Origin of the sequence: Pseudomonas sp. SWRI18 (assembly GCF_014268345.1) — a bacterium.
Taxonomy (GTDB): domain Bacteria; phylum Pseudomonadota; class Gammaproteobacteria; order Pseudomonadales; family Pseudomonadaceae; genus Aquipseudomonas; species Aquipseudomonas cedrina.
Window position 1 is genome coordinate 452436 of record NZ_JACCQQ010000002.1, and the last position, 26726, is coordinate 479161.

Below are 26726 nucleotides of genomic sequence, written 5' to 3' on the forward strand. Positions count from 1 at the left end.
ACCCCCGATACCACTGCAGAAATGGGATCAAAATGTGGGAGCTGGCTTGCCTGCGATAGCGGTGTTGGATTCACCACTGTCATCGCAGGCAAGCCAGCTCCCACATTGATTTACAGCTTGAAATCTGCTGGGGATCAGGCTTTGGGTAAGCCGATGCCCTGGCCCATCTGCACCGGCGAACCCGCAACAAATTCTTCCGTCCACTTCACCTGATCCGGCCCGAACAGCACGATCGCCGTCGAGCCCAGCTTGAAGCGGCCCAATTCCGCACCTTTTTCCAGGTGGATCGGCGCCCGCGCCGCTTCGTCGTAGCGGAACGTCTTCAGCTCACGCTTGGGCGGCGTGACCAGGCCGGCCCACACGGTTTCAATCGAGGCCACAATCATCGCGCCCACCAATACCACCGCCATCGGGCCGCGTTCGGTGTCGAACAGGCAGACAACCCGCTCGTTACGCGCAAACAGTTCCGGCACGTTTTCGGCGGTGGTCTGGTTCACCGAGAAGATCCGGCCCGGCACGTAGACCATCTCGCGCAAGGTGCCGGCCAGTGGCATGTGCACGCGATGGTAGTCCTTCGGCGACAGGTAGATGGTGGCGAAGTCGCCGCCCATGAACGGCGCCGCTACGGCTGCATCGCCGCCGAGCAACTCCAGCACGCTGAAGCTGTGGCCCTTGGCCTGGAACACCCGACCATGCTCGATCGGACCGAGCTGGCTGACCGCGCCATCGGCTGGGCTCAAGACTGCGCCTGGGGTTTGATCCAGCGGGCGAGCGCCCTCCTTGAGGGCCCGCGTGAAGAAGGCGTTGAAGTGCTCATAGGCGGTCACGTCTTCAACCAGGGCCTGGGACATGTCCACTTGATAGCGCTTGGCGAACCAGGTGGTGAAGGCATTCTTGAACCAGCGCACGCGGCACTCGGCAATGCAGCCGGCCAGGCGCGACAGCAAGTGGTGCGGCAGCAAGTACTGGCTGAGGATAAACAACTGCTTTTTCATAACTGTCCTTAAACCTTAAATCTCGACGGGGGTGTCGGGGTGGTTGCCCCATTCGCCCCAGGAACCGGCATAACCTTTGACCCGCGGATAACCGAGCGCCTTGGCCACCAGGTAGGTGAAGCCAGAGCGGTGGTGGGTCTGGCAATGGGTGATGATTTCTTTGTCTTTGGTCAGCCCCAGGCCTTCGAGGATCTGCGGCATGTCGCGGCGGATGCGCAGGTTGCGCGCCTGGTCCATGCCGGCGGTCCACTCGAAATTCACGGCGCCGGGAATGTGCCCACCTTTGGCGGCGAGCACCTTTTCACCGGAGTACTCCAGCGGACCCCGTGCATCCCAGATGCCCAGGTCGGCCGCGCCCAGGCGGCTTTGCAGGTATTCGCGGGTGGCGGTGGGGCCATCGTGCAGCGTCAGGCTGACCGGGCCGCCGACGGGCGCGGACACATCGGTGGAGACAGGGTGTTTTTCTGCCAGCCAGGCCGGCAGGCCGCCGTCCAGGTAGTGGTATTTCTGGTGGCCGATCACGTCGAGCAGCCAGATGAAGCGCCCGGCCCAGCCGCCGCCTTCGTCGTCGTAGACCACGTAGGTCGCGTCCGGAGTGTGGCCCAGTTCACCGAACAGGGTTTCCAGGTCAACTTTGTTGGGTAGCAAGCCCGGAGCAGGCGCCTGGCCCAATTGGGTGCGCTTGGGGTCAACGAAATGCGCGCCGGGGATATGCCCTTCGGCGTAGCGGGCGGCACTGGTGAGGTCCACCAGGATCAGGTGTTCGGCCTCCAGGCGACCGAGCAGGTCGCTGGGTTCGATCACCAGCGGCAAGCCAGAGAAGTCAGGCATGTGAGGTCTCCTGGGCACAAAGGTTGGCGATAAAAGAGGGGCGATTGTAGCGCAAGCATCAGGTGCTGCGGTTGGTAAAGCAGTGCAGGGCCTTCTCGATGCATTGGGCGGTTTTGCCGAAGGCTTGCACCGTGGTTTCCGAGAACGGCCCGCCGCCCTGGTCAGCCACCATCAGCATCACCACCTTGCCGTTGCAGCTCAGCGAGCGCAGCAGCAGGTGTTCGCCGGTAAACAGGCGACGCAGGATCGGCGGCAGCAAGGCCGAGAACTGCGCATGGTTGTCAGGGTTGAGACGCACCTGGGCGGACTTTTCCAATAGACGCTGCAGCAGCGTGCTGTTGGTCACGTCCAGGCTGAGGTTGGCGGCGTCCTTGGGCAGGCCGTCGACCTGATGCACGCGCAAGGTGCTCTGGGCGCGATCGGTCATCAGCAGCATGACCCGCTGCATGCCACTGGCCACCAAGGCCTCCTTGGCGCAGGTGGTCAGGTGCATGGCGTTGGCAAAGCGGCTCGGCTCCACCAGCAGCTCGGTGCAGCGCTTGCGCCACACGGCCAGGGACTCGGCGGTGGGCGGCGGCGCCGGCAGCAGGCCGCGATGGATCTTCTGCACGTGCCACGGCCAGATCAGCGACAGCGCCGGGTGCCACAGGTCGGGCATCAACGTGGTGCGGGCGTTGGTGACGGCTTGTTGGTGGACCTGTTGCTGAACGTCGCCCAAGGGTTGTTGCAGGTACAGCGCAGTCAGGTACTGCCAACGCTCGGTGTGCGGGCAGGTCCAGGACTCCTGAGCCGACATCGCCAGGCCGTTGGCCAGCAACACGGTGTTGGCCGGCTGGTTCAACCAGCGGCGCAGGTTGGGTTCGGCATCAAGCAGCTGTTGATGACGCAGCGGGTCATCTTCGCGGGCGATATGCAGTGCCTTGACCAGCAGGCGTTGTTCGCTCAGCAGCAATTTATAGCCTTGGGATACCCAGATTGGCAGGTGCCAGGCTTCAGTCAGGCCGACGCACAGATCCAGCAGGCGCACGCCGAACAATTCCTGCTCGACCTCGCGGGCCGGCTGGTTCTTGTGGATAACCCGCAGTTCCCATTCTTCCAAGAGTTTGGGGTAGGCAACCGCCATCGGCCACATGGGTGAAAGAAACAGCAGGCTGCCCCAATGAATGTCCTGCCACAGCCGCGCCAGGCGGCTGCCAAACAAACCGTTGGCTTGCTGCGAAGCATGCTGGCTCACCAGCAGCAATTGGCGCAACGCCACCGGAATCTCGTGGGCCGGTACCGCAGGCAGGCGCGCCAGCAGTTCTTCGGCGCGCTTGAGGCCCAGCCGGTTAAGCGCCACTTCGAGGTTTTCCGCCGGTTCCGCCAGGCTGCCATGGGTGTGGCTGTTGGCCTCGCGCATTACGCTGAGCACGAGGGCCGGGCTGTCTTGCATCAGCTCGGCAATATCTCGCAACGAGCTGCGGCTGTCGCGGATGCCTTTGCACACACGGTCGTGGCTGGCCTGGGGAACAGGCAGCAGCACCTCATCCAGGCGCTTGATCCAAGCGGCGAGAGAAGTGGGTTTTGCAATTGGGACTGTCGTTTCATTGGCCATGGTTGGGGCGCGATCATCACTTGCTGTCAACACGCCCGGAGCGGGCCGAACTGGCTTTTCGCCTTAACGGGCTATAGTCTGGCGCAGTTTTGCCGATAAGAGGAACAAGAGTTTTCAGTTCCCCCCAATATGTCCATGAACCCGACGGCGCAAGTACTCATCTCCTATGGCTAAAATTATCGGCATCATCGTCGTCATCGCAAGCGTGCTTGGTGGCTACGTCCTGTCCCACGGTAAAATTGCTGCGCTGATCCAGCCCTTCGAAGTGCTGATCATCGGTGGTGCGGCGTTCGGCGCTTTCTTGCAGGCGAACCCTGGCTACATGACCATGCACGTGGTCAAGAAGTCGCTGGGCATGTTCGGTTCGCGCTTCACCCACACCTTCTACCTGGAGGTGCTGGGCCTGGTCTACGAGATCCTCAACAAGAGCCGCCGCGAAGGCATGATGGCCATCGAGGCCGACATCGAAGACGCCGCTGCCAGCCCGATCTTCGCCAAGTACCCGGCCGTGCTCAAAGATGAGCGCATGACCGCCTATATCTGTGACTACCTGCGCATCATGTCCTCCGGCAACATGGCCCCCCATGAGCTGGAAGGCCTGTTCGACATGGAACTGTTCAGCCTTAAAGAAGAGCTGGAACACCCTTCGCACGCCGTGACCGGTATCGCCGACGGCATGCCCGGCTTCGGTATCGTAGCGGCGGTACTCGGTATCGTGGTGACCATGGCGTCGCTGGGCGAGGGCGACCAGGCCGCGATCGGCATGCACGTGGGTGCGGCGTTGGTGGGTACCTTCTTCGGTATTCTCGCGGCCTACGGTTTCTTCGGGCCCCTGGCGACCTCCCTGGCCCATGACGCCAAGGAAGAAATCAACCTGTACGAGTCGATCAAGGCCAGCCTGGTCGCTTCGGCTTCCGGCATGCCGCCATCGCTGGCGGTGGAGTTCGGTCGCAAGGTCTTGTACCCCAAGCACCGCCCAAGCTTCGCCGAGCTGGAACAAGCGGTTCGCGGTCGCTAAGCCATGGAAAACAACCAGCCGATAATCATCAAGCGCGTCAAGCGCTTCGCTGCGGGGCACCACGGCGGCGCCTGGAAAATCGCCTTCGCCGACTTTGCGACGGCGATGATGGCGTTCTTCCTGGTGCTGTGGCTGATGTCCACCGCCACGCCGGAACAGAAGATCGCCATCGCCGGCTACTTCAAAGACCCGATTGGCTTTTCGGAAAGCGGCACGCCCTTCGTAATCGATCTGGGCGGTTCGCCGCAATTGGCGCCGGAGCGCACCATCAACCCGGAAGTGCAGACCGAATCGCCGCAGGAAAAAATCCCGATCGAGCGCGATACTGTGGAAGCGATGGCCGAGCAGGTCGAGCAGGAACGCCTTGAACTGTTGCTGCAGGAACTGCAGAACAAGGTCGAGGAAAACCCGCAACTGCTGAAGTTCAAGGATCAGATTTCGTTCGAAATCACTCCGGATGGCTTGCGCATCCAGATTACCGACGCCGCCAACCGCCCGATGTTCGACTCCGGCAGCGCGCGCTTGAAGCCGTACTTCGAAGACATCCTGCTGGCCATGGCCGATACCATCAAGGCGGTGCCGAACAAGATCAGCATCAGCGGCCATACCGACGCCAAGCCCTACTCGGGCCAGGGCGACTTCGGCAACTGGGAACTCTCGGCCAACCGCGCCAACGCCGCACGCCGCGCGCTGGTGGCCGGCAGCTACCCGGACCCGCAAGTGGCGCGGGTGGTGGGGTTTGCGTCTTCGCAGCTGTTTGACGCGAAGGACCCGTTCAACCCGATCAATCGGCGTATCGACATCGTGGTACTGACCAAGAAAGCCCAGCGTGCGATTGAAGGTGACCAGCCGCCGCCACCGCAGCCGACCCCAGGCGCGGGCGCGCCAGGCGAAGTGCCCGCCGACCCGAACGCCATTCCCCCAGGGCAGGAGCCGTTGCCGGCGCATGAACTGCGTCAGAAGCTGAATCTGTTTGATGATGGCGGGGTTAAGGATCCTACGGTGCCTGGCACCGGCTCGTAAGCCGTAGAAAGATATGCGGCGAGCGGGCTTCCTGTGGCGAGCGGGCTTGCCCCGCGTTGGGCTGCGCAGCAGCCCCAAAACCTGTTGGCGCGTTTTGCCTGAAGAAACGCGGCGGTTGGATCAGGGCTGCTGCGCAGCCCAGCGCGGGGCAAGCCCGCTCGCCACAATGTTGGCTGGGCGGTTAGTAACTGCTCTCGGGCAAACTCGCAATAATCGACCGATAGCTGTTCATACGCTGCTGCTGCACGCGGCCGTCTTCCAGCGCCTTGAGCAACGCACAGCCCGGCTCGCGGTCGTGCTTGCAGTCGCGGAAGCGGCAGGTGCCGATCAGGTCGTTGAACTCGATGAAGCCCGCTTCCACATCGCTGCGGCTGACGTGGCCCAGGCCGAATTCTCGGATGCCGGGGGAGTCGATCAGCTCGCCGCCGCCGGGGAAGTGGAACAACCGTGCGGTGGTGGTGGTGTGGGTGCCCTGGCCGGACAGTTCCGACAGCGGGCCCACGCGGGTGTCGACTTCCGGCAGCAGGCTGTTGACCAGCGAGGATTTACCCACGCCCGACTGGCCGACAAACACGCTGATGCGTCCGTCCAACTGCTGTTGCAGCTGTTCCATGCCGTTGCCGTGGTGCGCCGAGACTTCCAGCACCGGGTAACCGAGGGTGCGGTACACCGCGAGCAAGGCGTTGAGCGCCGGGGCGTTCTGCTCGTCGATCAGGTCGAACTTGTTCAGCAGCAACAGCGGGCGAATGCCGGCATGCTCGGCCGCGACTAGGTAGCGGTCGATCAGGTTGGCATGCGGCTCGGGCAGCGGCGCGAACACGATCACGATCATGTCGACGTTGGCGGCCACCGGCTTGAGCTGCCCGCGGCTGTCGGGGCGGCGCAGTTCGGTGGTGCGCGGCAATTGGGCGACGATCACGCCGATGCCCTGGTTGCCGGCACGCCAGACGACTTTATCGCCGGTGACCAGCGCCGGCAGGTTGGCGCGCAAGTGGCAACGAGACACCGAACCCGCGAGTTCGCCCTCGAGTGCCTCGACTTCGACCTGCACACCGAAGTGCGCGATCACCAGGCCCGTTTGTTCGGGGCCCAGGTCACCGCCCTCGAGCGCTTCCACGGCGGAGGACTCACGTTTGGCGGCGCGCGCGGCGCGCTCACCCTGAATCTTTTCGATGCGCCAGTTTTGGCGACGATTGAGCTGGCGTTTGGCCATTGGTGTTCCGTGTCGATAATGCAAAGGTTTAGATGAAACGGTCGCGAGTCTAGCACGGCCCTGCCTGCTAAACTGCGCAGCTACGCCAAGGTGCCAAGAGAATCAAGCCATGCAAAACCCACAGAACCTGATTTGGATCGATCTGGAAATGACCGGTCTGAACCCCGACACCGACGTCATCATCGAGATGGCGACCATTGTCACCGACAGCAACCTCAATACCTTGGCCGAAGGTCCGGTGATCGCGATCCATCACAGTGATGAAGTGCTGGCGACCATGGATGAATGGAACACCCGCACCCACGGCAACTCCGGCCTGACCCAGCGCGTGCGCGATAGCCGCGTCAGCATGGCCGAAGCCGAAGCCGAAACCATCGCCTTCCTGGAAAAATGGGTGCCGAAGGGCAAGTCGCCGATCTGCGGCAACAGCATCTGCCAGGACCGCCGCTTTCTCTACACCCACATGAAGGCGCTGGAAAGTTACTTCCACTATCGCAACCTGGACGTTTCGACGCTCAAGGAGCTGGCTGCACGCTGGGCGCCAGAGGTCAAAGACAGCTTTCATAAAGGCAGCACGCATTTGGCGCTGGATGATATTCGCGAGTCTATTGCCGAATTGCAGCATTATCGCAAGCATTTCATCAAGGCTTGATTCGCTTCTTGTCGGTCCTTGTAGTGAGCGGGCTTGCCCCGCGCCGGGCTGCGAAGCAGTCCTAATACAGCCAACGCACATCTCTAAACGGATATCATCGTCGGCTTTTGGGGCTGCTACGCAGCCCAGCGCGGGGCAAGCCCGCTCACTACACCATCGCAAGGATCGCCCTCATGCTGCTGATGCTCTACCTCATCGCCATTACCGCCGAAGCCATGACCGGCGCCCTGTCGGCCGGGCGGCGTGGCATGGATTGGTTTGGCGTGGTGCTGATCGCCTGCGTGACGGCGTTGGGCGGCGGTTCGGTGCGCGACGTGCTGCTGGGGCATTACCCGCTGACCTGGGTCAAGCACCCGGAATACCTGGTGCTGACCTCCATCGCTGCGCTGGTGACGATCTTCGCCGCGCCGCTGATGCGGCATCTGCGCTCACTCTTTCTGGCGCTGGACGCCGTTGGCCTGGTGGCCTTCACGCTGATCGGCTGCATGACCGCCCTGGAAATGGGCCACGGCATGTTGGTGGCGTCGGTCAGTGGTGTGATCACCGGCGTATTTGGCGGCATCCTGCGGGATATCTTCTGCAACGACATCCCGCTGATTTTCCGCCGCGAGCTGTACGCCAGCGTGTCGTTCCTCGCCGCCTGGTTCTACCTGCTGTGCCTTTATCTGGAGCTGCCCAGCGAGCAAGCCATTCTGCTGACCCTGTTCAGTGGCTTTCTATTGCGCCTGCTGGCAATCCGTTTTCACTGGGAAATGCCCAAGTTCGTCTACAACGACGACGTTCACTGACGCTCGGCGTGCTGTTTGAGCGCCCATTCCACATGCTCGCGCACCAGCTCCGAGGGGTAATCCCGGCGCGCCTTCAAGGCCTCCAGCACGGGGATGCTTGATGGTGCATTGCCCAAGCCCACCGCCAGGTTACGCAGCCAGCGCTCAAAACCGGCGCGACGCAGGGGTGAGCCTTCGGTGCTGCTGAGGAATTTATCCTCGTCCCACATGAACAGCTCGGCCAGTTCCGCATTGTCCAGATTGTGCCTTGGCTTGAAATCGCCTTCGGCGGTGGATCGGGCGAAACGATTCCACGGGCAAACGATCTGACAGTCATCGCAACCGAACACGCGGTTACCGATCAATGGGCGCAGGTCCTCGGGGATCGCGCTCTTGAGCTCGATGGTCAGGTAGGAAATGCAGCGCCGCGCATCCAGCACATAAGGGCCGACGAAGGCATTGGTGGGGCAGATGTCCAGGCAGGCGGTGCAGCGCCCGCAATGTTCGGTGCCGTGGGGCGGGTCGACCGGCAACGGCAAGTCGACAAACAGTTCGCTGAGGAAAAAATAACTGCCGGCCTTGCGATTGAGTACCAAGGTGTTTTTACCGATCCAGCCCAGGCCGGCTTGTTCGGCAATGGCTTTTTCCAGTACCGGCGCGCTGTCGACAAAGGCGCGAAAGCCAAAGGGGCCGATCTGGGCCTGGATGCGATCCGCCAGTTGCTGCACGCGTTTGCGGATCAGCTTGTGGTAGTCGCGGCCCAGGGCATAGCGCGAGATGTAGGCTTTTTCCGGCTGGGCCAGCCGTTGCGCCATGTGTGTGTCGCCGGGCAGGTAATCCATGCGCAGCGAGACCACACGCAACGTGCCCGGCACCAGTTCATCGGGGTGAGAGCGTTTGCTGCCATGGGCGCCCATGTAGTCCATTTCGCCGTGGTAACCCGCGTCGAGCCAGCGTTGCAGGTGCTGTTCGTGCTCGGCCAGGTCCAGGCCGCTGATGCCGACTTGTTGAAAGCCCAGCTCGCGGCCCCAGTCTTTGATCGATTGGGCGAGGGCGGGCAGATCGGTGGTGATGGCAGGCATGAGACAAGGGAAACCGCAGGTTAGATAGGTATAATTCTGCCAGACATCGGAGCTTGAAGACGCATGCCGCAGACAAAACACGCAATAACCGACGTACAGCGCCTTTTACACGGCCATTTGCCGCAACTGCCTGCACGTTCCCCGAATGCTCATAAAGGCCAGTTCGGCCACCTGCTGGTCATTGGCGGTGACCGTGGCACCGGCGGCGCTGCGCTGTTGAGCGCCGAAAGCGCCTTGCGCAGTGGCGCGGGCATGGTATCGCTGGCAACGCGCATTGAGCATCTTCCCGCTGCGCTGGCGCGTTTGCCGGAAGTCATGAGCGTGGGGGTGAGTTCGGCCAATCAATTAATGGGCTTGCTGGAAAAGATCTCGGTCATTGTGATCGGGCCCGGGCTCGGCGACGCATCCTGGGGCAAAAGCCTGCTCTCTGTCGCCGCCAACGCGCAACAACCGCAAGTCTGGGACGCCGACGCCTTGAACCAACTGGCGACCGGCAGCGTCAGCCTGCCGCCCAACTGCGTGATCACCCCGCACCCAGGCGAAGCCGCGCGCTTGTTGGGCATCTCGACAGCCGAGGTTCAGGCCGATCGCCTTAAGGTGGCGCGCGCGTTGAGCCAGACATTCAACGCAGTGGCTATCCTCAAGGGTGCTGGCAGTTTGATCGTCAGCCCGGACGGACGTGTTTCACGATGTGACCAAGGCCATCCGGCGATGGCGACGGCCGGGCTGGGCGATGTGTTGGCTGGCCTTGTAGGCGCACTGCTGGCCCAGGGCATGCCCGCCTATGAAGCAAGCTGCCTGGCCGTGTGGTTGCACGCCACGGCGGGTGATCGCCAGGGCACCTTTGGTCGCGGTCTGGCCGCCAGCGACCTGATCCCGGCCATTCGTCAATTGTTGGAGGAACAGTCGCCGTGTCTGAAGTAATTCTTTTCCTGGCCGATGAAGAGGCCATGGTTGCGTTCGGCCAGCGCATTGCCCAGGTCACGGCCGGGGCGGGGCTGATCTTCCTCGAAGGCGACCTGGGGGCGGGCAAGACCACGCTGTCGCGGGGGATCATTCGCGGGCTGGGCCATGCCGGGGCGGTAAAAAGTCCGACGTTCACCTTGGTGGAACCCTACGAGATTGGCGACGTGCGAGCGTTCCATTTCGACCTCTATCGCCTGGTGGACCCCGAAGAGCTCGAGTACATGGGCATCCGGGATTACTTCGATGAAGATGCGTTGTGCCTGATCGAATGGCCAGAGAAAGGCACAGGCTTTTTGCCAAAGCCGGACCTGACCATTACCATTACGCCGCATGAGCACGGACGTCAGTTGAAGTTGTTGCCCCAGAGCGCGCGCGGCCAGTCGTGGTGCGCCGCTTTGGCATTGGAATTCAAATAATTGGTGGGGTTAGGTATGCGCTTTCGCGCGTTGGTTGCTGTCGTAGGGGTGTTGCTTGCGGCAATGACTGTCAATGCTCTGGCTGCTTCACAGGTGAAAAGTGTTCGCCTGTGGCGGGCGCCGGATAACACGCGACTGGTGTTCGACCTGTCTGGCCCGGTCCAGCACAGTGTCTTTACCCTGACGGCGCCCGATCGCCTGGTGATCGACATCAACGGTGCAACGCTGGGCGGGCCGTTGAACGTGTCCACCGCCAACACTCCGATCACCGCGATGCGCTCGGCCCAGCGTACGCCGACCGACCTGCGCGTGGTGATCGACCTGAAAAAGGTCGTGACCCCAAAAAGCTTCTCCCTGGCGCCAAACGCCCAGTACGGCAACCGACTGGTGGTCGACCTGTTCGACAACGCCGCCGATGCCGCGCCGCCGCCTGCGCCAACGCCGAGCGTGGCAACCGTGCCGGCCGTTCCGGTCAACCCGTCGCAGCCACAGGTCAAGCTGCCACCACCGCCGCCGGCTCCGGCCGGCAAGCGCGACATTATTGTAGTGATCGACGCCGGTCACGGTGGTGAAGACCCTGGTGCGTCCGGCTCGCGTGGTCAGCATGAGAAAGACGTGGTACTGGCCATCGCCCGCGAGCTGCAGCGCCAGGTCAACGGCATGAAAGGCTACCGCGCCGAGCTGACCCGTACCGGCGACTACTTCATTCCGTTGCGTGGCCGTACCGAAATCGCGCGCAAGAAGGGCGCCGACCTGTTCGTATCGATCCACGCCGACGCCGCGCCGTCTACGGCTGCCTTCGGCGCCTCGGTGTTTGCCCTGTCGGATCGCGGCGCCACGTCCGAAACTGCGCGCTGGCTGGCCGACAGTGAGAACCGTTCCGACTTGATCGGCGGGGCCGGCAACGTGTCCCTGGATGACAAGGACAAAATGCTCGCCGGCGTGCTGCTCGACCTGTCGATGACCGCTTCGCTGACGTCCAGCTTGAACGTGGGCCAGAAGGTCCTGAGCAATATCGGCCGGGTCACCTCGCTGCACAAGCAGCGCGTGGAGCAAGCGGGGTTCATGGTGTTGAAGTCGCCGGATATCCCGTCGATTCTGGTAGAAACCGGGTTTATCTCCAACGCCAACGAAGCCTCGAAGCTGGCCAGCGCCAGCCACCAGCAAGCCCTGGCGCGCTCGATCAGCGCCGGTGTTCGCCAGTTCTTCCAGCAGAACCCGCCGCCGGGCACGTATATCGCCTGGCTGCGTGATTCCGGCAAGATCGCCCAGGGCCCGCGTGACCATCGCGTGCAGCCTGGCGACACCCTGGCCATGCTGGCGGTGCGTTTCCAGGTCTCGGCCGCGACCTTGCGCAGCGCCAACAACCTGCGCACGGATGAGTTGAAAGTCGGCCAGGTGTTGACCATCCCCGGCACTGAATTGGCGGCCCAGTAATGAGCGAAACCCTCTTGAACAGCGGCTCGCGTATCGAGCTGCTCAGCCCGCGTCTCGCCAACCAGATCGCTGCGGGCGAGGTGGTCGAGCGCCCGGCATCGGTGATCAAGGAGCTGCTGGAAAACAGCATCGACTCCGGCGCCAAGCGTATCGATGTCGATGTGGAGCAGGGCGGCGTCAAGCTGCTGCGGGTGCGTGACGATGGCAGCGGCATTTCCGCCGATGACCTGCCGCTGGCCCTGGCGCGTCACGCCACCAGCAAGATCCGCGACCTGGAAGATCTTGAGCGTGTGATGAGCCTGGGCTTTCGTGGCGAAGCGCTGGCGTCCATCAGTTCCGTCGCGCGCTTGACCCTGACGTCGCGCACCCGCAGCGCCGAACAGGCCTGGCAAGTGGAAACCGAAGGCCGCGACATGGCGCCTCGGGTCCAGCCGGCAGCCCATCCGGTGGGCACGTCGGTGGAAGTGCGCGACCTGTTCTTCAACACCCCAGCGCGGCGTAAATTCCTCAAGGCCGAAAAAACCGAATTCGATCACCTGCAGGAAGTCATCAAGCGCCTGGCCCTGGCCCGTTTCGACGTGGCGTTTCACTTGCGCCACAACGGCAAGACCATTCTCAGCCTGCACGAAGCCCATGACGACGCCGCGCGTGCGCGCCGGGTGTCGGCGATTTGCGGCGCAGGGTTCCTGGAGCAGGCGCTGCCGATTGAAATCGAGCGCAATGGCCTGCGCCTGTGGGGCTGGGTCGGGCTGCCGACCTTCTCCCGTAGCCAGGCGGACTTGCAGTATTTTTTCGTGAACGGCCGCGCGGTGCGCGACAAACTGGTGGCCCACGCGGTGCGCCAGGCGTATCGCGATGTGCTGTTCAACGGGCGGCACCCGACGTTTGTGCTGTTCTTTGAGGTCGACCCGTCGGTGGTGGACGTCAATGTGCACCCTACCAAGCACGAAGTGCGCTTCCGTGACGGACGCATGGTGCACGACTTCCTCTATGGCACCTTGCACCGCACCCTGGGCGATGTGCGCCCGGACGATCAGCTGTCGGCACCGATCGTGACGGCGATGGTCCGGCCGAGTGGGCCGGAAGCCGGCGAGTTCGGGCCCCAGGGCGAAATGAGCCTGGCGGGCAACCTGCTGCAATCGCCGCAGCCGCAACCTTCCTATGCTGCACCTGGTTCTGGCGCGGGCTCGGGTTATCAGTACCAATACACGCCGCGCCCGCTATCGACGGTGCCGGTGGCCGAGGCCCAGGCTGCGTATCGCGAATTTTTTGCGCCGTTGCCAGGTGCCGAGCCGGGCGCTGCGGTCGCCTTGCCCGAAGGCGGTGGCGACATTCCACCGCTGGGTTATGCGTTGGCGCAACTCAAAGGCATCTATATCCTTGCGGAAAACGCCCACGGGCTGGTGCTGGTGGACATGCACGCCGCCCATGAGCGGATCATGTACGAGCGCCTCAAGATTGCGATGGCCAGCGAAGGCCTCAGCGGCCAGCCGCTGTTGGTGCCGGAATCCCTGGCGGTCAGCCAGCGAGAGGCGGATTGCGCCGAAGAACACCACGCCGTATTCCAGCGGCTGGGCTTTGAGCTGCAACGCCTGGGGCCGGAAACCCTGGCTATCCGCCAGATTCCCGCGCTGCTCAAGCAGGCCGAGGCCAATCGTCTGGTCGCCGACGTATTGGCTGACTTGATGGAATACGGCACCAGCGACCGTATCCAGGCGCACATCAACGAACTGCTGGGCACCATGGCCTGCCATGGCGCCATCCGCGCCAATCGCCGTTTGGCCCTGCCGGAAATGAACGGCCTGCTGCGCGACATGGAAAACACCGAGCGCAGCGGGCAATGCAACCATGGCCGACCGACCTGGACCCAAATGGGCCTGGACGATCTGGACAAACTGTTCCTGCGCGGCCGTTGATGAGTGCCTTGCCCCCTGCGATCTTCCTGATGGGCCCCACGGCCGCCGGCAAGACCGACCTGGCCATCGAGCTGAGCAAGGTGCTGCCATGCGAGCTGATCAGTGTCGACTCCGCGCTGGTCTACCGAGGCATGGACATCGGAACCGCCAAGCCTTCAAAGGAATTGCTGGCCCAGTATCCGCACCGTTTGATCGACATCATCGACCCCGCGATGAGCTACTCGGCGGCAGATTTTCGTACCGATGCCCTCGCGGCCATGGCTGAAATCACCGCGCGCGGCAACATTCCGCTGCTGGTGGGCGGCACGATGCTCTACTACAAGGCGTTGCAGGAAGGCCTGGCGGACATGCCGCCGGCGGATCCCCACGTGCGCGCCGAGCTTGAAGACGAGGCTGCACGCCTTGGCTGGCAGGCCCTGCACGACCAATTGACGGCGGTAGACCCCGTGTCGGCCGCGCGCATTCACCCCAATGACCCCCAGCGCCTGAGTCGCGCCCTGGAAGTCTGGCGTGTCAGTGGGCAGACCATGACCGAGCACCGGCAGCGACAATCTGCGCAAAGTGCTGACGCAGGCGCATCTGGACACTCACAATTGCCCTATACTGTGGCCAATCTGGCCATCGCTCCGGCAAATCGCCAGGTGCTGCATGAACGAATTGCACAAAGATTCACAAATATGTTGGAACAGGGGTTTGTGGACGAGGTCGTAGCTTTGCGTTCCAGAGGTGACCTGCATCCAGGGTTGCCTTCGATACGTGCCGTAGGCTACCGCCAAGTCTGGGATCATCTGGATGGCAAGCTGACGTCAGCCGAAATGCAGGAGCGTGGCATCATTGCCACACGCCAATTGGCGAAGCGACAGTTCACCTGGTTGCGCAGCTGGAGCGATTTGCACTGGCTGGACAGCCTGGACAGCGACAATCTGTCACGCGCCTTGAAATACCTGGGAACGGTCTCCATATTGAGCTGAGTCCTTGCAATTGCCGTCTATCCTTGGGGGTGTGACGGCCTTGAGCTATCTATTTTCCGATTTTTTATTATTGATCCTTAAAGGAGTGCGGCACATGTCAAAAGGGCATTCGCTACAAGACCCTTACTTGAATACTTTACGTAAAGAGAAAGTGGGGGTTTCCATCTACCTGGTCAACGGCATCAAGCTGCAAGGCACGATCGAGTCGTTCGACCAGTTCGTGATCCTGCTGAAAAATACCGTCAGCCAAATGGTTTACAAACACGCTATCTCGACCGTCGTCCCTGTTCGTCCGATCCGTCTGCCTAGCGCAGCAGGTGATGAAGCAGCTGACGCTGAGCCAGGTAACGCCTGATAGGAGTCTCCTTTGTTCTTTGAGCGCCACGGTGGTGGTGAGCGAGTCATCCTCGTTCACTTGGATGGACAGGACCCTGAGGCGCGCGAAGATCCGCAGGAGTTTCAGGAGTTGGCAAATTCGGCCGGCGCCGAGACCGTTGCGTTTTTTAACGTGCCGCGTCATCGGCCAACCGCCAAATACTTGATTGGCAGCGGCAAGGTCGAGGAACTGCGCGACCTGGTCCACGCCGAAGAAGCCGATCTGGTGATCTTCAATCACACCCTCACGCCCAGTCAGGAACGTAACCTCGAACGTGTCTTCGAGTGTCGCGTGATCGACCGTACCGGCCTGATTCTCGATATTTTCGCCCAGCGCGCGCGTACCCATGAAGGCAAGCTGCAGGTCGAACTGGCCCAGCTTGACCACATGAGCACGCGGCTGGTCCGCGGCTGGACTCACCTTGAGCGCCAGGGCGGCGGTATCGGCATGCGTGGTCCGGGTGAAACCCAGCTCGAAACCGACCGACGCCTGCTGCGGGTTCGCCTGCGCCAGATCAAGGGCCGTCTCGAGAAAGTGCGCAGCCAGCGCGAGCAGTCGCGACGTGGCCGCTCGCGCGCGGATATCCCTACCGTGTCCCTGGTGGGCTATACCAACGCCGGTAAATCCACGCTGTTCAACAATGTGACGAAGTCCGATGTGTATGCGGCCGACCAATTGTTCGCCACCCTCGACCCGACCCTGCGCCGTCTGGATCTGGACGACCTGGGGCCGATTGTCCTGGCTGACACGGTGGGCTTCATTCGTCACTTGCCGCACAAGCTGGTCGAGGCATTTCGGTCTACGCTCGAAGAGTCGAGCAATTCCGACCTGTTGTTGCACGTGATCGATGCGGCCGAACCGGATCGCATGTTGCAGATTGAACAGGTGATGCTGGTGCTGGGCGAGATTGGCGCCCAGGACTTGCCGATCCTGGAGGTCTATAACAAACTCGATTTGCTTGAAGGCGTTGAGCCACAAATCCAGCGCGATGAGAATGGCAAGCCCCAGCGGGTCTGGCTGTCGGCGCGTGATGGCAGTGGTCTTGAGTTGCTTGAACAAGCCATCGCCGAGCTGCTCGGCGGCGATTTGTTCATTGGCACCTTGCGCTTGCCGCAGCGTTTTGCTCGACTGCGTGCACAGTTTTTCGAGCTGGGCGCGGTACAGAAAGAAGAACACGACGAAGAAGGGGTCAGCTTGCTGGCCGTTCGATTGCCGCGCTCGGAACTGAATCGGCTGGTCAGCCGTGAAGGTGTTGTTCCGGCGGAGTTTCTCGAACAACACACTTTGCAATAAAAGCCTCCTAAAGCGGTTGTGCCGCAGTGGCAGGCATTCTGTAGCATTGGTCGGCGCGCCGTGGGTGCGTCTTTGCTTTATCAGATGGAGAGCGCTATGGCTTGGAATGAGCCGGGTGGCAACTCGAATAATCAGGATCCTTGGGGTGGTAAACGCCGCAATAATGGCGACCGCAAGGGGCCACCGGATCTCGACGAGGCCTTCCGAAAGCTGCAGGAAAGCCTGAATGGGTTGTTCGGTGGTGGAAAAAAACGTGGTGGTGACGGCGGCGGTCGCACAAGCAAGGGCGGCGGCTATGGCCTGCTGGGCCTGGGTCTTGTCGTGCTGGCGGCCGTGTGGCTGTACAGCGCCGTTTACGTAGTGGACGAGCAGGAGCAAGCCGTGGTGCTGCGCTTCGGCAAGTACTACGAAACCGTCGGCCCGGGCTTGAATATCTACTTCCCGCCGATCGACAAGAAGTACATGGAGAACGTCACGCGTGAGCGTGCCTACACCAAGCAGGGCCAGATGCTGACCGAAGACGAGAACATCGTCGAAGTGCCGCTGACCGTGCAGTACAAGATCAGCAACCTGCAGGACTTCGTGCTGAACGTCGACCAGCCGGAAATCAGCCTGCAGCACGCCACCGAAAGTGCCCTGCGCCACGTCGTCGGTTCTACCGCGATGGACCAGGTGCTGACCGAAGGTCGTGAGCTGATGGCCAGCGAAATCAAGGAGCGCCTGCAGCGGTTCCTCGATACCTATCGCACCGGTATCACCGTGACCCAGGTGAACGTACAGAGCGCAGCCGCACCGCGTGAAGTGCAGGAAGCCTTCGACGACGTGATCCGTGCCCGTGAAGACGAGCAGCGTTCGCGCAACCAGGCTGAAACCTACGCCAACGGCGTCGTGCCGGAAGCCCGAGGTCAGGCCCAGCGTATCCTCGAGGATGCCAACGGTTACCGCGACGAAGTGGTCTCCCGCGCCAAGGGTGAGGCGGACCGCTTCACCAAGCTGGTCGCCGAGTACCGCAAGGCACCTGAGGTTACCCGCGAGCGTCTGTACCTGGACACCATGCAGGAAGTCTTCAGCAACACCAGCAAGGTTCTCGTGACCGGCAGCAAAGGTGGGCAGAACAACCTGCTGTACCTGCCGCTGGACAAGATGATCGAAGGTGGTCGTAGCAGCACCGGCGCACCGTCCAGCGGTTCCAATGCCGCTGCCAACGAAGCGAGCGCCCGTGCGGCCGCTGACTTGCTGCAACAGCAAACACGTACCAGGGAGAGTCGTTGATGAGCAATAAATCGCTGACCGCCCTGATTGTGGGCGTCGTCGTGGTCATCGCTGCCTGGAACTGCTTCTACATCGTGGCTCAGACCGAGCGTGCGGTGCTGCTGCAATTCGGTCGCGTGGTCCAGGCGGATGTCCAGCCGGGCCTGCATGTGAAAGTCCCCTACGTCAACCAGGTGCGCAAGTTCGATGCGCGCCTGATGACCCTGGATGCACCGACACAGCGCTTCCTGACCCTGGAAAAGAAAGCCGTGATGGTTGACGCCTACGCCAAGTGGCGCGTCAAGGATGCCGAGCGCTTCTACACCGCGACTTCCGGCCTCAAGCAGATTGCCGACGAGCGTTTGTCGCGCCGTCTGGAATCGGGTCTGCGCGACCAGTTTGGTAAGCGCACCCTGCACGAGGTGGTATCCGGTGAGCGTGATGCGCTGATGGCTGACATCACGCGTTCGCTGAACACCATGGCGGAAAAAGAGCTGGGCATCGAAGTGGTCGATGTTCGGGTCAAGGCGATCGACCTGCCCAAGGAAGTGAACCGCAGCGTGTTCGAGCGCATGAGCACCGAGCGTGAGCGTGAAGCCCGTGAGCACCGCGCCAAGGGTAACGAGCTGGCCGAAGGGATCCGTGCGGATGCCGACCGGCAGCGCCGTGTACTGTTGGCAGAGGCCTATCGCGAGTCTGAAGAGGCCCGTGGTGATGGTGATGCTCAAGCCGCGGCGATCTACGCCAAGGCCTACGGCCAGGACCAGGAGTTCTACGCGTTCTACCGTAGCCTGCGTGCCTACCGTGAAAGCTTCGCGAACAAGACCGACGTGCTGGTGCTGGACCCAAGCAGCGACTTCTTCCGCTACCTGGAAAAGTCCAAGTAACAGGCCTGTGATTCTGTAGGCTCACTCCCGTCGGGCGGCTAAAATGCCTGGCGGGGTGATCCTTTCAGAAAACGGGTGTATGATGCGGCAGCCGGGAAATTCCCGGCTTTTTTGCGTCTGCATGTTTGATTCGGCAGGCGTGACAGGTTTTTCGAGGAAAGTGCCCGACGAGGCCGGTTACAGGCCGTTCGTCACGTCGCTCTTGCGCGTGGTTTATGCAAGGGGCGGGTATTTTCTGCTCTACTCAAGGCTCGGCCTAGGGCTGGCCGCCCGGATCAAAGGGGAATGGCGTAATGGCAACGGTAGACCGCTGGCTGCTGCCAGATGGCATCGAAGAAGTACTGCCACCAGAAGCTGCGCGCATTGAAGTAGCGCGTCGCCAGGTGTTGGATCTGTTCCAGAGCTGGGGCTACGAGTTTGTCGTGACCCCCCATATCGAGTACCTGGAATCCCTGCTGACCGGCGCGGGCCAGGACCTGGATCTGCGCACCTTCAAGGTCATCGATCCGCAATCGGGCCGGCAAATGGGCTTTCGTGCCGACATTACGCCGCAAGTGGCGCGCATCGATGCGCACACTCTGCGCCGCGAAGGCCCGAGCCGCCTGTGCTATGCCGGCAGCGTGCTGCATGCGCAACCGCGTGCACTGTCGTCTTCCCGTAGTCCGATCCAATTGGGCGCCGAGCTGTACGGCGATGCCAGCCCGAGCAGCGACGTTGAAGTGATCAGCCTGATGCTGGCCATGCTGCAACTGGCTGACGTACCGGATGTCCACATGGACCTGGGCCACGTCGGTATCTACCGTGGCCTGGCCCGCGCGGCCGGTTTGTCCGGCGAAGCGGAGCAACAGTTGTTCGATGCCCTGCAACGCAAGGCTATCGATGAGGTGATCGCCCTGACCGAAGGCGTGCCTGCGGACCTCGCCGGCATGCTGCGTGCGCTGGTGAATCTGTGCGGTGGCCGTGAAGTGCTGGTGGCTGCGCGCGAACGCCTGGCCAACGCGCCGGCGCCAGTGCTGGCGGCTCTGAACGACGTGCTGGCGATTGCCGAGCAGTTGTCGGCGCGCTTCCCGCAGTTGCCGCTGTATTTTGACCTGGGCGAGTTGCGCGGCTACCACTACCACACCGGTGTGGTGTTCGCGGTGTTTGTACCGGGTGTTGGCCAAGCCATCGCCCAAGGCGGTCGTTATGACGATATCGGCGCCGACTTCGGTCGTGCACGTCCGGCTACCGGCTTTTCCACCGATTTGAAAACCCTGGTGACCCTGGGGCGTGCTGAGGTCGAGCTGCCGTCTGGTGGCATCTGGATGCCCGACAGTACGGACGCAGCACTCTGGCAGCAGGTTTGCCAGTTGCGCAGTGAGGGTCAGCGTGTCGTCCAGGCCTTGCCTGGGCAACCATTGGCCGCCGCCCGTGAAGCGGACTGCGACCGGCAATTGATTCTGCAGAACGGGCTTTGGCAAGTAACGCCACTGGCTTCTTGAGTTTTCCTGCCGGCCATCGCCGGCACCAAGTTTGCGCGAATGAGGACAAGTGTTATGGGTAAGAATGTCGTAGTCCTGGGCACCCAATGGGGTGATGAGGGCAAAGGCAAGATCGTTGATCTGCTGACCGAACATGCTGCCGCCGTAGTGCGCTACCAAGGTGGCCACAACGCTGGCCATACCCTGGTCATCGATGGCGAAAAAACCGTATTGCACCTGATCCCGTCGGGTGTGCTGCGCGAAGGCGTGCAGTGCCTGATCGGTAACGGCGTGGTGGTTGCACCGGACGCCCTGTTGCGTGAGATCACCAAGCTGGAAGAGAAAGGCGTACCGGTGCGTGAGCGCCTGCGTATCAGCCCGTCCTGCCCGCTGATCCTGTCCTTCCACGTTGCGCTGGACCAGGCCCGTGAAAAGGCCCGTGGCGAGCTGAAGATCGGCACCACCGGTCGTGGCATCGGCCCGGCCTACGAAGACAAGGTGGCGCGTCGTGGCCTGCGTGTGGGCGACCTGCTCAACATGCCGCGCTTCGAAGACAAGCTGCGTGAGCTGGTGGATTACCACAACTTCATGCTGGTGGGTTACTACAAAGAGCCAGCCATCGAGTTTGAAAAGACCTTGGCCGAGTGCAAGGAATACGCCGAGCTGCTCAAGCCGCTGATGCTGGACGTGACCGCCGAGCTGCACGACCTGCGTCGCGCCGGCAAAGACATCATGTTCGAAGGCGCCCAGGGTTCCCTGCTGGACATCGACCACGGCACCTACCCGTACGTGACCAGCTCCAACACCACCGCTGGCGGCGTTGCGACCGGTTCGGGCGTTGGCCCGATGTTCCTGGACTACATCCTGGGCATCACCAAGGCCTACACCACGCGCGTAGGTTCGGGCCCGTTCCCGACTGAGCTGTTCGACGCAGTCGGCGCGCACCTGGCCAAGCAAGGTCACGAGTTCGGCGCGACCACCGGCCGTGCTCGTCGTTGTGGCTGGTTCGACGCCGTTATCCTGCGTCGCGCTATTGACGTGAACAGCATCTCGGGCATCTGCCTGACCAAGCTGGACGTGCTCGACGGTCTGGAAGCGATCAACATCTGCACCGGTTACAAGGATGCAGAAGGCAATGACGTTGCCCCGACTGACGCTGACAGCTACGTAGGCCTGCAGCCTGTGTACGAAGAAGTGCCGGGCTGGACCGAATCGACCGTGGGCGCCAAGACCCTGGAAGAGTTGCCGGCCAACGCCCGTGCCTACATCAAGCGTGTAGAAGAGCTGATCGGCGCACCGATTGACATTATTTCGACGGGCCCGGACCGCAACGAAACCATCGTTCTGCGTCACCCGTTCGCTTAATAAGCTGTTGATGTAAAAAGCAAAGGGCTCCTCAGGGAGCCCTTTGTCGTATCAGTTCTCCAAGCGGCACGACCCTTGCTGTGTTTCTCTCTTTCGCGGTGCTATCAAATTAATGGCACCCGTGGTGGAGGGATTCCCGATGTCTGCCGTTCTCTCATTGTTACAAAGCCGTCTGTTGCGGCCGGTGTTCGTTACCCTAGGTATCGCTCTTTTGGTGCAAGTGCTGGTAGCCGTCGCTCTCACACGAAGCACGGTCACGGCGCTGGAAGCTGATCTGGGCAATCGCCTGGGCATCGACAGCCAGAAACTGTCCGGCGAGCTGGCGCAGGCAGGCAAGGAAGTCACGTCCAGCCTCGATAGCTTGTCCACCAGTACCCGGCAGCGCTTGACTGCCGGGCTGTCGACGCGCCTGCAGGAAGAGCAGAAGCAACTGCGTGCGACCCTGGAAAAAGACCTGAAAGATTCCGCCAATGATATGGCGCAACTGCTGGCCTCGGTGGCGCCTCGCGCCATGTGGGATAACGATGTACCGACGTTGTCGGAATTTGCCCGGCGCGCGCAGCGCAATCCCAACGTGCTGTTCGTGGTGTATGACGACGCGGCGGGTGAGCATTTGACCCGCTACCTGAATCGCGAAAACCCGATCAACCAGGCGCTGCTGGCCAAGGGCGCGGGTGACCGCGCGTTGGACAAGGTGTTGGACGCGGCCAGGAGCGACCCTTCCGTGTACTACGTCGAGGCCTCCATCAGCCCCAACGGGGTGGAGATCGGCAAAGTCCGCATGGGCGTGTCGACCGCGTCGGTCGAGGCCGACCTGCAGGCACTGGACAAGCGTTTCGCCGCGCTGATTGCCAGCGGTGATCAACTGGTCGGCGACAGCCTCAAAGGCGCAGCGGCCGACAGCGCTGCCGCCATGGGCGCGCGCCTGCAATCGGCGCAAGCCACGGCCACCCAGATGACCGCCAACACCACCAGCGCGGTGCAGGACGCTGCCGGCACCTTGCGCTGGCGCATCGGCATGGGCCTGGCGCTGGTCGGTCTTGGCGTATTGCTGCTGATCGCCATTGTGCTCGGTCGCCGTGTGGTCAACCGCCTGAAGCTGTTGATCGCCGCCATGGATGACCTGGCGGCGGGCGAGGGCGATCTCACCAAGCGCGTGCAGATCAGCAGCAAGGACGAGATCGGCGACATGGCGTCTGCGGTCAATCGCTTTGTGGATAAGTTGCAGCCCATCGTGCGCGAGGCGGGCGATGTGGCCCAGCGTACCGGCGTAGAAATCGGCGCCATGACCTTGCGCAACGCCGGGGCTGATGCCGCGGCAGGCTTGCAGCGCGATGAAGTGGCCGAGAGCCTGCGCGCGCTGTCGCAGATGGCCGATGAGGCGCAGGCCGAAAGTCATGCGATGCAGGCGGCGTTGCAGCAGGTGGTGGACATTCGCCAGGCCACGGATGAGAACTCGCGCACGTCAACCGAAGTGGGCGGCTTGATCGAGGCGTTGGCGGGCCAGGTGCAGGCAGGTTCCCAGGTCATCGAGCGGTTGGCGCAGCAAAGCGAGCAGATAGAAGTGGTGTTGACCGTGATTCATGGAATCGCTGAGCAAACCAACCTGCTGGCGCTCAATGCAGCCATCGAAGCGGCCCGTGCCGGCGAAACCGGGCGTGGCTTTGCCGTGGTCGCGGACGAGGTGCGTGCGCTGGCGAGCAAGACCCAAAGCTCCACCGGAGATATCCAGGCACATATCGTCGCGTTGCAGCAGGGGGCTCGGGAGGCGGTGGAAACCATCGGCAAGGCCGGGCGCCAGGCCGACGAAGGCTTGCGGGTGCTGCGCGACAGCGTGCGCTTGCAGCAGACGGTGCAGGCTTCGGTGGAGCAGGTGCATGCGGCGATTGGCTTGGCGACGCGCGCTGCCGAACATCAGGCCCAGGGCGCCCATGCGGTGCGCGGGCGGGTCGAGGTGATCCATGCCCAGGCCGAGCGTGCCGCGCAGGCGGTGGTGGAGACGACGGCCAGTGGCAAGGTGCTGGATGGGTTGGCGGCGCAGTTGAAGGCGAGTTTGGGGCAGTTTCGGGCCTAGCGTGGTCAGTTCGGGCCCTTTCGCGAGCAAGCCCGCTCCCACATTTGATCGGGTTCCAACTTTGGAATGCATTCCAATGTGGGAGCTGGCTTGTCGGACCGCCGCACCGCTGCGAAAGCGGTCTCAGCGGCTCAGATACATCCGAGTCGTCAGCAAATAAACCGGTAACCCCGACACCAGAATCAACAACGCCGCATAAGGCGCCGCTGCCGCAAACTCAACATTCGAGGTATGCGCCCACACCGCTGTCGCCAAGGTATTAAGCCCGGTCGGACTGAGCAGCAACGTCGCCGTCAATTCCTTCATCGCATCCAGAAACACCAGCGCAAACGCCGCGCCCAGCGCCGGGAAGATAATCGGCAAGGTCACCCGGCAAAACGCACTGAACGACGACGCCCCCAGTGTCCGCGCAGCCTCTTCCAACTGCGGTGCGGCCTTGTTCAGTGCCGTGCGAATCGGCGCCTGGGCCAGCGGCAAAAACAGCAGTGCATACGCAATCAACAGTAACGCCGATGTCTGGTACAGCGCCGGCACGTAATGCAGGGCGAAATACACCAGGGTCAGTGCGATCACCAGGCCAGGCAGGGCGTGGAGCAGGTACGGCAGGCGCTCGGCCCAGATCGCCAGTTGGCCTTTATAGCGCACCACCAGCAATCCCACCGGCACCGCCAGCACCAGGCACAGCGCTGCGCCGCCCAGAGACAGTGCCAATGAAGACAGCAGCGCCTCACTGATCTGCGCCACCGGGAATGCCGCGGAGGAACCCACCGCCAGCCAATAGCCGAGCATCCCCAGCGGAATGCCGCTGCCGATGATCGCCAGCGTCAGGCAGTACACCTGGCCCAGCGCTGCCCACTTGCCCAGCCGGACCTGCTCGGCATGCCGCGCCGCGCCCTGGCCGATACGCACGTGTCGGCCCTTGCCGCGCACGCGCAGCTCCAGCCACAGCAGCGTCAGGCACATCACCAGCAGCACCGCCGAAAGCATCGCGGCATTCGCGTTGCTGAATTCCAGTTCGAACTGTTGGTAGATTGCCGTGGTGAACGTCTGCAACCCGATGATCGACAGCGCGCCGAATTCCACCAGCATATGCAGCGCAATCAACAGCGCCCCAGCCAGCAGCGATGGCCACAACAACGGCAAAGTGATGCGAAAGAAAACGCCCCAGCGATTCAATCCCAGGGTGCGGGCCGACTCTTCCAGGGCGGGATCAAGATTGCGCAGCGTCGCCGCCACCGGCAGAAACACCAGCGGATACTTCGACAGACTCATCACCAGGGTGGCGCCGGCCAGCCCTTCGAAATTGGCGCTCAGCGATACCCAGGTAAAGCTGCTGACAAACGCCGGAACCGCAAACGGCAGGCACAGGACCACGCCCCAGAGGCGCCGCCCCGGCAGGTTGCTGCGCTCCAGCAGCCAAGCCAGGGAAAGCCCTACAACGGCGCAGGCCACGGTCACTCCAATCATCAGTGCCAGGGTATTGCGCAGCAGTCCGAAGACATACGGACGCCACAGCAGATGTACCGCCTGCGCCCAGCCGGCCTGCCAGGCCTTGAGCCCGACATACGCCAGTGGCAGCAGGCTCAAGCCAACCAGAAGCAGCACGGGCAGCAGCAGCCAGATCGAAGGGCGTTTGCGCCGAGGGCTGAACCCCGCAGCGCTTAGCGATGGGTTCATCAGTTCAAGCCAACGTCGCGTTCCAGGTCCAGGGCTTCTTCGGCGTTGCCCAGGTCGGCGGGGGTGACTTTCGGCGGTTGCAGCTCGCTGAAAGGTTTGAGCCCGCGATTGGACTCCATGCCTTTGCGCAGTGGGTACTCGGCCGAGGTATTGGTGATGACGCGCTGGCCTTCTTCGCTGGCCATGAACGCCAGCAGTTGCTGGGCTTCCTTGGGGTGCTTGCTGGATTTGAGTGCCGCGGCCGAAGACACGGTGATCAGCCCGCCAGCGTCGCCGTTGGTGAAGTAGTGCAGTTGCGAATCCAGGTTGGTTTTTTCTTTCTTCAGGGCAAACCAGTAGTAGTTGTTCACCAGGACGGTGGCCACTTCGCCGTTTTCCACTGCTTTAAGGGCGACCATATTATTGCTGTACACCTTGCCGAAGGCGCGCAGGCCGGTCAGCCATTCTTCGGCGGCTTCGCGTCCGTGCAGCTTGATGATCGCCACGGCCTGTTCCTGGAACGCGCCGCTGGTGGGCACGAAACCGACTTTGCCTTGCCACTCGGGGCCGGCGAAATCCAATACCGATTCCGGCAAGTCTTTTTCAGCGATCAATTTGGGATTGAAGGCCACGACGCGCGTGCGTGCGGTGACGCCCATCCAGTCGCCGTTGGTGCCGACGTAATCCTTGGGCAGCACGTCGAGGGTGCTGGCGTCGATCTTGGTCAGCAGGCCTTGCTCGCCGAGTTTGTTCAGCGGCGGAGATTCTTCGGTGTAGATCACGTCGGCAGGCGAGCGGTCGCCTTCTTCCACGACTTGGCTGGCCAGCTGGTTGCTGCTGCCTTTGCGCACGTTGACGTGAATGCCGGTCTTGGCCTCGAAGGCCTTGGCGAGCTCATCGCCGACTTCTTTGTGCTGGCCGTTGTAGAGGGTCAGGGAAATCTTGTCGGCGCAATAGGCGGTGGGCGAGAGCAGGGTCAGGCCGAGCAGGGTGAGGGTCAGGCCACGCAGAAGGGATGTTGTGAGTCGGTTATCGCGGATCATCATCCGAAGTGTTCCTCGCTTATATGCAACAAATCATTGCAAGGATAAACGATAAAACTTCTCAAGTGCGGCGCAGGGAGGTATCGGGGGTGGAGTTTTTTAGCCCCCGGAAACGAAAAAACCCGCTTTCGCGGGTTTGATCTGAATTTGGTGCCCAGGAGAAGACTCGAACTTCCACGACCTTGCGATCACCAGCACCTGAAGCTGGCGTGTCTACCAATTTCACCACCTGGGCATTTATCAGCAGCGCTTGCGCCGTTGATGGGACGAACTATACGGAGGGCTTTTTGATCTGTAAACCCCTGATTCGAAAATATAAATCAAGTTTTCCGTTGAAAATCAAAGGCCTGAAACGAAAAAACCCGCTTTCGCGGGTTTGATCTGAATTTGGTGCCCAGGAGAAGACTCGAACTTCCACGACCTTGCGATCACCAGCACCT

General features: G+C 62.1%; 23 protein-coding genes and 1 tRNA gene. 16 read left to right on the forward strand and 8 right to left on the reverse strand.

What is annotated here, in order from left to right; all coding sequences use genetic code 11:
• Window positions 1–134: 134 nt before the first annotated feature.
• Genes asd through H0Z09_RS04660 form a run of 3 tightly spaced genes read right to left on the reverse strand, consistent with a single transcriptional unit; the run spans window position 135 to window position 3420 of the window.
• Window positions 135–995 carry an archaetidylserine decarboxylase gene (asd, locus tag H0Z09_RS04650; RefSeq protein ID WP_186687860.1) on the reverse strand — a complete coding sequence of 287 codons (861 nt, stop codon included), beginning with the start codon at window positions 993–995 and terminating at the stop codon, window positions 135–137.
• A 15-nt stretch (window positions 996–1010) separates the two neighbouring features.
• Window positions 1011–1826 (reverse strand): rhodanese-like domain-containing protein, encoded by an 816-nt coding sequence (locus H0Z09_RS04655; protein ID WP_186687862.1) that lies wholly within the window; start codon window positions 1824–1826, stop codon window positions 1011–1013.
• A 58-nt stretch (window positions 1827–1884) separates the two neighbouring features.
• Entirely contained in the window at window positions 1885–3420 is a 1536-nt protein-coding gene (locus tag H0Z09_RS04660; RefSeq protein WP_186687864.1) for an HDOD domain-containing protein, read from the reverse strand.
• Between the two features lie 166 nt (window positions 3421–3586).
• Between H0Z09_RS04660 and motA the strand changes: the two genes are divergently transcribed.
• The gene (gene motA / locus H0Z09_RS04665) at window positions 3587–4438 is read left to right on the forward strand and encodes a flagellar motor stator protein MotA (protein ID WP_016976894.1); all 852 of its coding nucleotides are present in this window, start codon (window positions 3587–3589) and stop codon (window positions 4436–4438) included.
• A 3-nt stretch (window positions 4439–4441) separates the two neighbouring features.
• The gene (gene motB / locus H0Z09_RS04670; RefSeq protein WP_186687866.1) at window positions 4442–5461 is read left to right on the forward strand and encodes a flagellar motor protein MotB; all 1020 of its coding nucleotides are present in this window, start codon (window positions 4442–4444) and stop codon (window positions 5459–5461) included.
• A gap of 181 nt (window positions 5462–5642) precedes the next feature.
• Here motB and rsgA read toward each other — a convergent pair whose 3' ends face one another.
• Entirely contained in the window at window positions 5643–6674 is a 1032-nt protein-coding gene (gene rsgA / locus H0Z09_RS04675) for a small ribosomal subunit biogenesis GTPase RsgA (protein WP_003171340.1), read from the reverse strand.
• 109 nt (window positions 6675–6783) lie between these two features.
• Between rsgA and orn the strand changes: the two genes are divergently transcribed.
• Together orn and H0Z09_RS04685 are read left to right on the forward strand one after the other, a co-directional pair.
• Window positions 6784–7326 (forward strand): oligoribonuclease, encoded by a 543-nt coding sequence (orn, locus tag H0Z09_RS04680; protein WP_186687869.1) that lies wholly within the window; start codon window positions 6784–6786, stop codon window positions 7324–7326.
• 173 nt (window positions 7327–7499) lie between these two features.
• Complete coding sequence (locus H0Z09_RS04685; RefSeq protein ID WP_186687872.1) at window positions 7500–8114, forward strand: trimeric intracellular cation channel family protein; 615 nt, start codon at window positions 7500–7502, stop codon at window positions 8112–8114.
• On the opposite strand, the gene queG is transcribed toward H0Z09_RS04685, so the two are convergent.
• Entirely contained in the window at window positions 8108–9175 is a 1068-nt protein-coding gene (queG, locus tag H0Z09_RS04690) for a tRNA epoxyqueuosine(34) reductase QueG (protein WP_186687875.1), read from the reverse strand. The genes H0Z09_RS04685 and queG overlap by 7 nt on opposite strands.
• 63 nt (window positions 9176–9238) lie before the next feature.
• On the opposite strand from queG, the gene H0Z09_RS04695 reads away from it, so the two are divergent.
• The 12 genes from H0Z09_RS04695 to H0Z09_RS04750 all read left to right on the forward strand — a co-directional run bounded on the left by H0Z09_RS04695 (window position 9239) and on the right by H0Z09_RS04750 (window position 23587).
• Window positions 9239–10099, forward strand: a complete 861-nt coding sequence (locus H0Z09_RS04695) for an NAD(P)H-hydrate dehydratase (RefSeq protein ID WP_186687878.1) — start codon at window positions 9239–9241, stop codon at window positions 10097–10099.
• Complete coding sequence (gene tsaE, locus H0Z09_RS04700; protein WP_186687888.1) at window positions 10087–10557, forward strand: tRNA (adenosine(37)-N6)-threonylcarbamoyltransferase complex ATPase subunit type 1 TsaE; 471 nt, start codon at window positions 10087–10089, stop codon at window positions 10555–10557. The genes H0Z09_RS04695 and tsaE overlap by 13 nt, the downstream gene beginning before the upstream one ends.
• A gap of 15 nt (window positions 10558–10572) precedes the next feature.
• Window positions 10573–11994, forward strand: a complete 1422-nt coding sequence (locus H0Z09_RS04705) for an N-acetylmuramoyl-L-alanine amidase (protein ID WP_076951859.1) — start codon at window positions 10573–10575, stop codon at window positions 11992–11994.
• Between the two features lie 14 nt (window positions 11995–12008).
• Window positions 12009–13910 carry a DNA mismatch repair endonuclease MutL gene (gene mutL, locus H0Z09_RS04710; RefSeq protein WP_186687947.1) on the forward strand — a complete coding sequence of 634 codons (1902 nt, stop codon included), beginning with the start codon at window positions 12009–12011 and terminating at the stop codon, window positions 13908–13910.
• Complete coding sequence (gene miaA, locus H0Z09_RS04715) at window positions 13910–14881, forward strand: tRNA (adenosine(37)-N6)-dimethylallyltransferase MiaA (protein ID WP_186687890.1); 972 nt, start codon at window positions 13910–13912, stop codon at window positions 14879–14881. The genes mutL and miaA overlap by 1 nt, the downstream gene beginning before the upstream one ends.
• A 94-nt stretch (window positions 14882–14975) precedes the next feature.
• Window positions 14976–15236, forward strand: coding sequence for an RNA chaperone Hfq (hfq, locus tag H0Z09_RS04720; protein WP_016976904.1), 261 nt, complete (start codon window positions 14976–14978; stop codon window positions 15234–15236).
• A 12-nt stretch (window positions 15237–15248) separates the two neighbouring features.
• Entirely contained in the window at window positions 15249–16550 is a 1302-nt protein-coding gene (gene hflX, locus H0Z09_RS04725) for a ribosome rescue GTPase HflX (RefSeq protein WP_186687894.1), read from the forward strand.
• A gap of 96 nt (window positions 16551–16646) precedes the next feature.
• Window positions 16647–17822, forward strand: a complete 1176-nt coding sequence (hflK, locus tag H0Z09_RS04730) for an FtsH protease activity modulator HflK (RefSeq protein WP_186687897.1) — start codon at window positions 16647–16649, stop codon at window positions 17820–17822.
• On the forward strand, window positions 17822–18688 hold the full coding sequence (gene hflC, locus H0Z09_RS04735) for a protease modulator HflC (RefSeq protein WP_003188064.1): 867 nt from the start codon (window positions 17822–17824) through the stop codon (window positions 18686–18688). The genes hflK and hflC overlap by 1 nt, the downstream gene beginning before the upstream one ends.
• Before the next feature lie 293 nt (window positions 18689–18981).
• A complete protein-coding gene (locus H0Z09_RS04740) occupies window positions 18982–20169 on the forward strand; it encodes an ATP phosphoribosyltransferase regulatory subunit (protein ID WP_186687900.1) in 1188 nt (395 codons plus the stop codon).
• Window positions 20170–20223: 54 nt separating this feature from the next.
• Window positions 20224–21513: an adenylosuccinate synthase gene (locus tag H0Z09_RS04745; RefSeq protein WP_124361026.1), complete on the forward strand. Its 1290-nt coding sequence runs from the start codon at window positions 20224–20226 to the stop codon at window positions 21511–21513.
• A 139-nt stretch (window positions 21514–21652) separates the two neighbouring features.
• A complete protein-coding gene (locus H0Z09_RS04750; RefSeq protein WP_186687903.1) occupies window positions 21653–23587 on the forward strand; it encodes a methyl-accepting chemotaxis protein in 1935 nt (644 codons plus the stop codon).
• 123 nt (window positions 23588–23710) lie between these two features.
• Here H0Z09_RS04750 and H0Z09_RS04755 read toward each other — a convergent pair whose 3' ends face one another.
• The 3 genes from H0Z09_RS04755 to H0Z09_RS04765 form a co-directional block, all read right to left on the reverse strand.
• The gene (locus H0Z09_RS04755) at window positions 23711–25264 is read right to left on the reverse strand and encodes an iron ABC transporter permease (RefSeq protein WP_186687906.1); all 1554 of its coding nucleotides are present in this window, start codon (window positions 25262–25264) and stop codon (window positions 23711–23713) included.
• Window positions 25264–26289, reverse strand: coding sequence for an iron ABC transporter substrate-binding protein (locus H0Z09_RS04760; RefSeq protein ID WP_076951869.1), 1026 nt, complete (start codon window positions 26287–26289; stop codon window positions 25264–25266). Before H0Z09_RS04760 ends, H0Z09_RS04755 begins: the two co-directional genes overlap by 1 nt.
• 145 nt (window positions 26290–26434) lie before the next feature.
• Window positions 26435–26521 (reverse strand) — tRNA-Leu (locus H0Z09_RS04765).
• Window positions 26522–26726: the final 205 nt, after the last annotated feature.

Bases quoted from the DNA above. Each gene is read 5' to 3' on its own strand.
- queG (WP_186687875.1), bottom strand. From the start codon at position 9,175: ATGCCTGCCATCACCACCGATCTGCCCGCCCTCGCCCAATCGATCAAA.
- motA (WP_016976894.1), top strand. From the start codon at position 3,587: ATGGCTAAAATTATCGGCATCATCGTCGTCATCGCAAGCGTGCTTGGT.
- H0Z09_RS04750 (WP_186687903.1), top strand. From the start codon at position 21,653: ATGTCTGCCGTTCTCTCATTGTTACAAAGCCGTCTGTTGCGGCCGGTG.
- H0Z09_RS04760 (WP_076951869.1), bottom strand. From the start codon at position 26,289: ATGATGATCCGCGATAACCGACTCACAACATCCCTTCTGCGTGGCCTG.
- H0Z09_RS04660 (WP_186687864.1), bottom strand. From the start codon at position 3,420: ATGGCCAATGAAACGACAGTCCCAATTGCAAAACCCACTTCTCTCGCC.
- H0Z09_RS04745 (WP_124361026.1), top strand. From the start codon at position 20,224: ATGGGTAAGAATGTCGTAGTCCTGGGCACCCAATGGGGTGATGAGGGC.
- H0Z09_RS04685 (WP_186687872.1), top strand. From the start codon at position 7,500: ATGCTGCTGATGCTCTACCTCATCGCCATTACCGCCGAAGCCATGACC.
- H0Z09_RS04755 (WP_186687906.1), bottom strand. From the start codon at position 25,264: ATGAACCCATCGCTAAGCGCTGCGGGGTTCAGCCCTCGGCGCAAACGC.
- H0Z09_RS04705 (WP_076951859.1), top strand. From the start codon at position 10,573: ATGCGCTTTCGCGCGTTGGTTGCTGTCGTAGGGGTGTTGCTTGCGGCA.
- asd (WP_186687860.1), bottom strand. From the start codon at position 995: ATGAAAAAGCAGTTGTTTATCCTCAGCCAGTACTTGCTGCCGCACCAC.
- hflC (WP_003188064.1), top strand. From the start codon at position 17,822: ATGAGCAATAAATCGCTGACCGCCCTGATTGTGGGCGTCGTCGTGGTC.
- miaA (WP_186687890.1), top strand. From the start codon at position 13,910: ATGAGTGCCTTGCCCCCTGCGATCTTCCTGATGGGCCCCACGGCCGCC.
- H0Z09_RS04695 (WP_186687878.1), top strand. From the start codon at position 9,239: ATGCCGCAGACAAAACACGCAATAACCGACGTACAGCGCCTTTTACAC.
- rsgA (WP_003171340.1), bottom strand. From the start codon at position 6,674: ATGGCCAAACGCCAGCTCAATCGTCGCCAAAACTGGCGCATCGAAAAG.
- orn (WP_186687869.1), top strand. From the start codon at position 6,784: ATGCAAAACCCACAGAACCTGATTTGGATCGATCTGGAAATGACCGGT.
- H0Z09_RS04740 (WP_186687900.1), top strand. From the start codon at position 18,982: ATGGCAACGGTAGACCGCTGGCTGCTGCCAGATGGCATCGAAGAAGTA.
- hflK (WP_186687897.1), top strand. From the start codon at position 16,647: ATGGCTTGGAATGAGCCGGGTGGCAACTCGAATAATCAGGATCCTTGG.
- H0Z09_RS04655 (WP_186687862.1), bottom strand. From the start codon at position 1,826: ATGCCTGACTTCTCTGGCTTGCCGCTGGTGATCGAACCCAGCGACCTG.
- motB (WP_186687866.1), top strand. From the start codon at position 4,442: ATGGAAAACAACCAGCCGATAATCATCAAGCGCGTCAAGCGCTTCGCT.
- hfq (WP_016976904.1), top strand. From the start codon at position 14,976: ATGTCAAAAGGGCATTCGCTACAAGACCCTTACTTGAATACTTTACGT.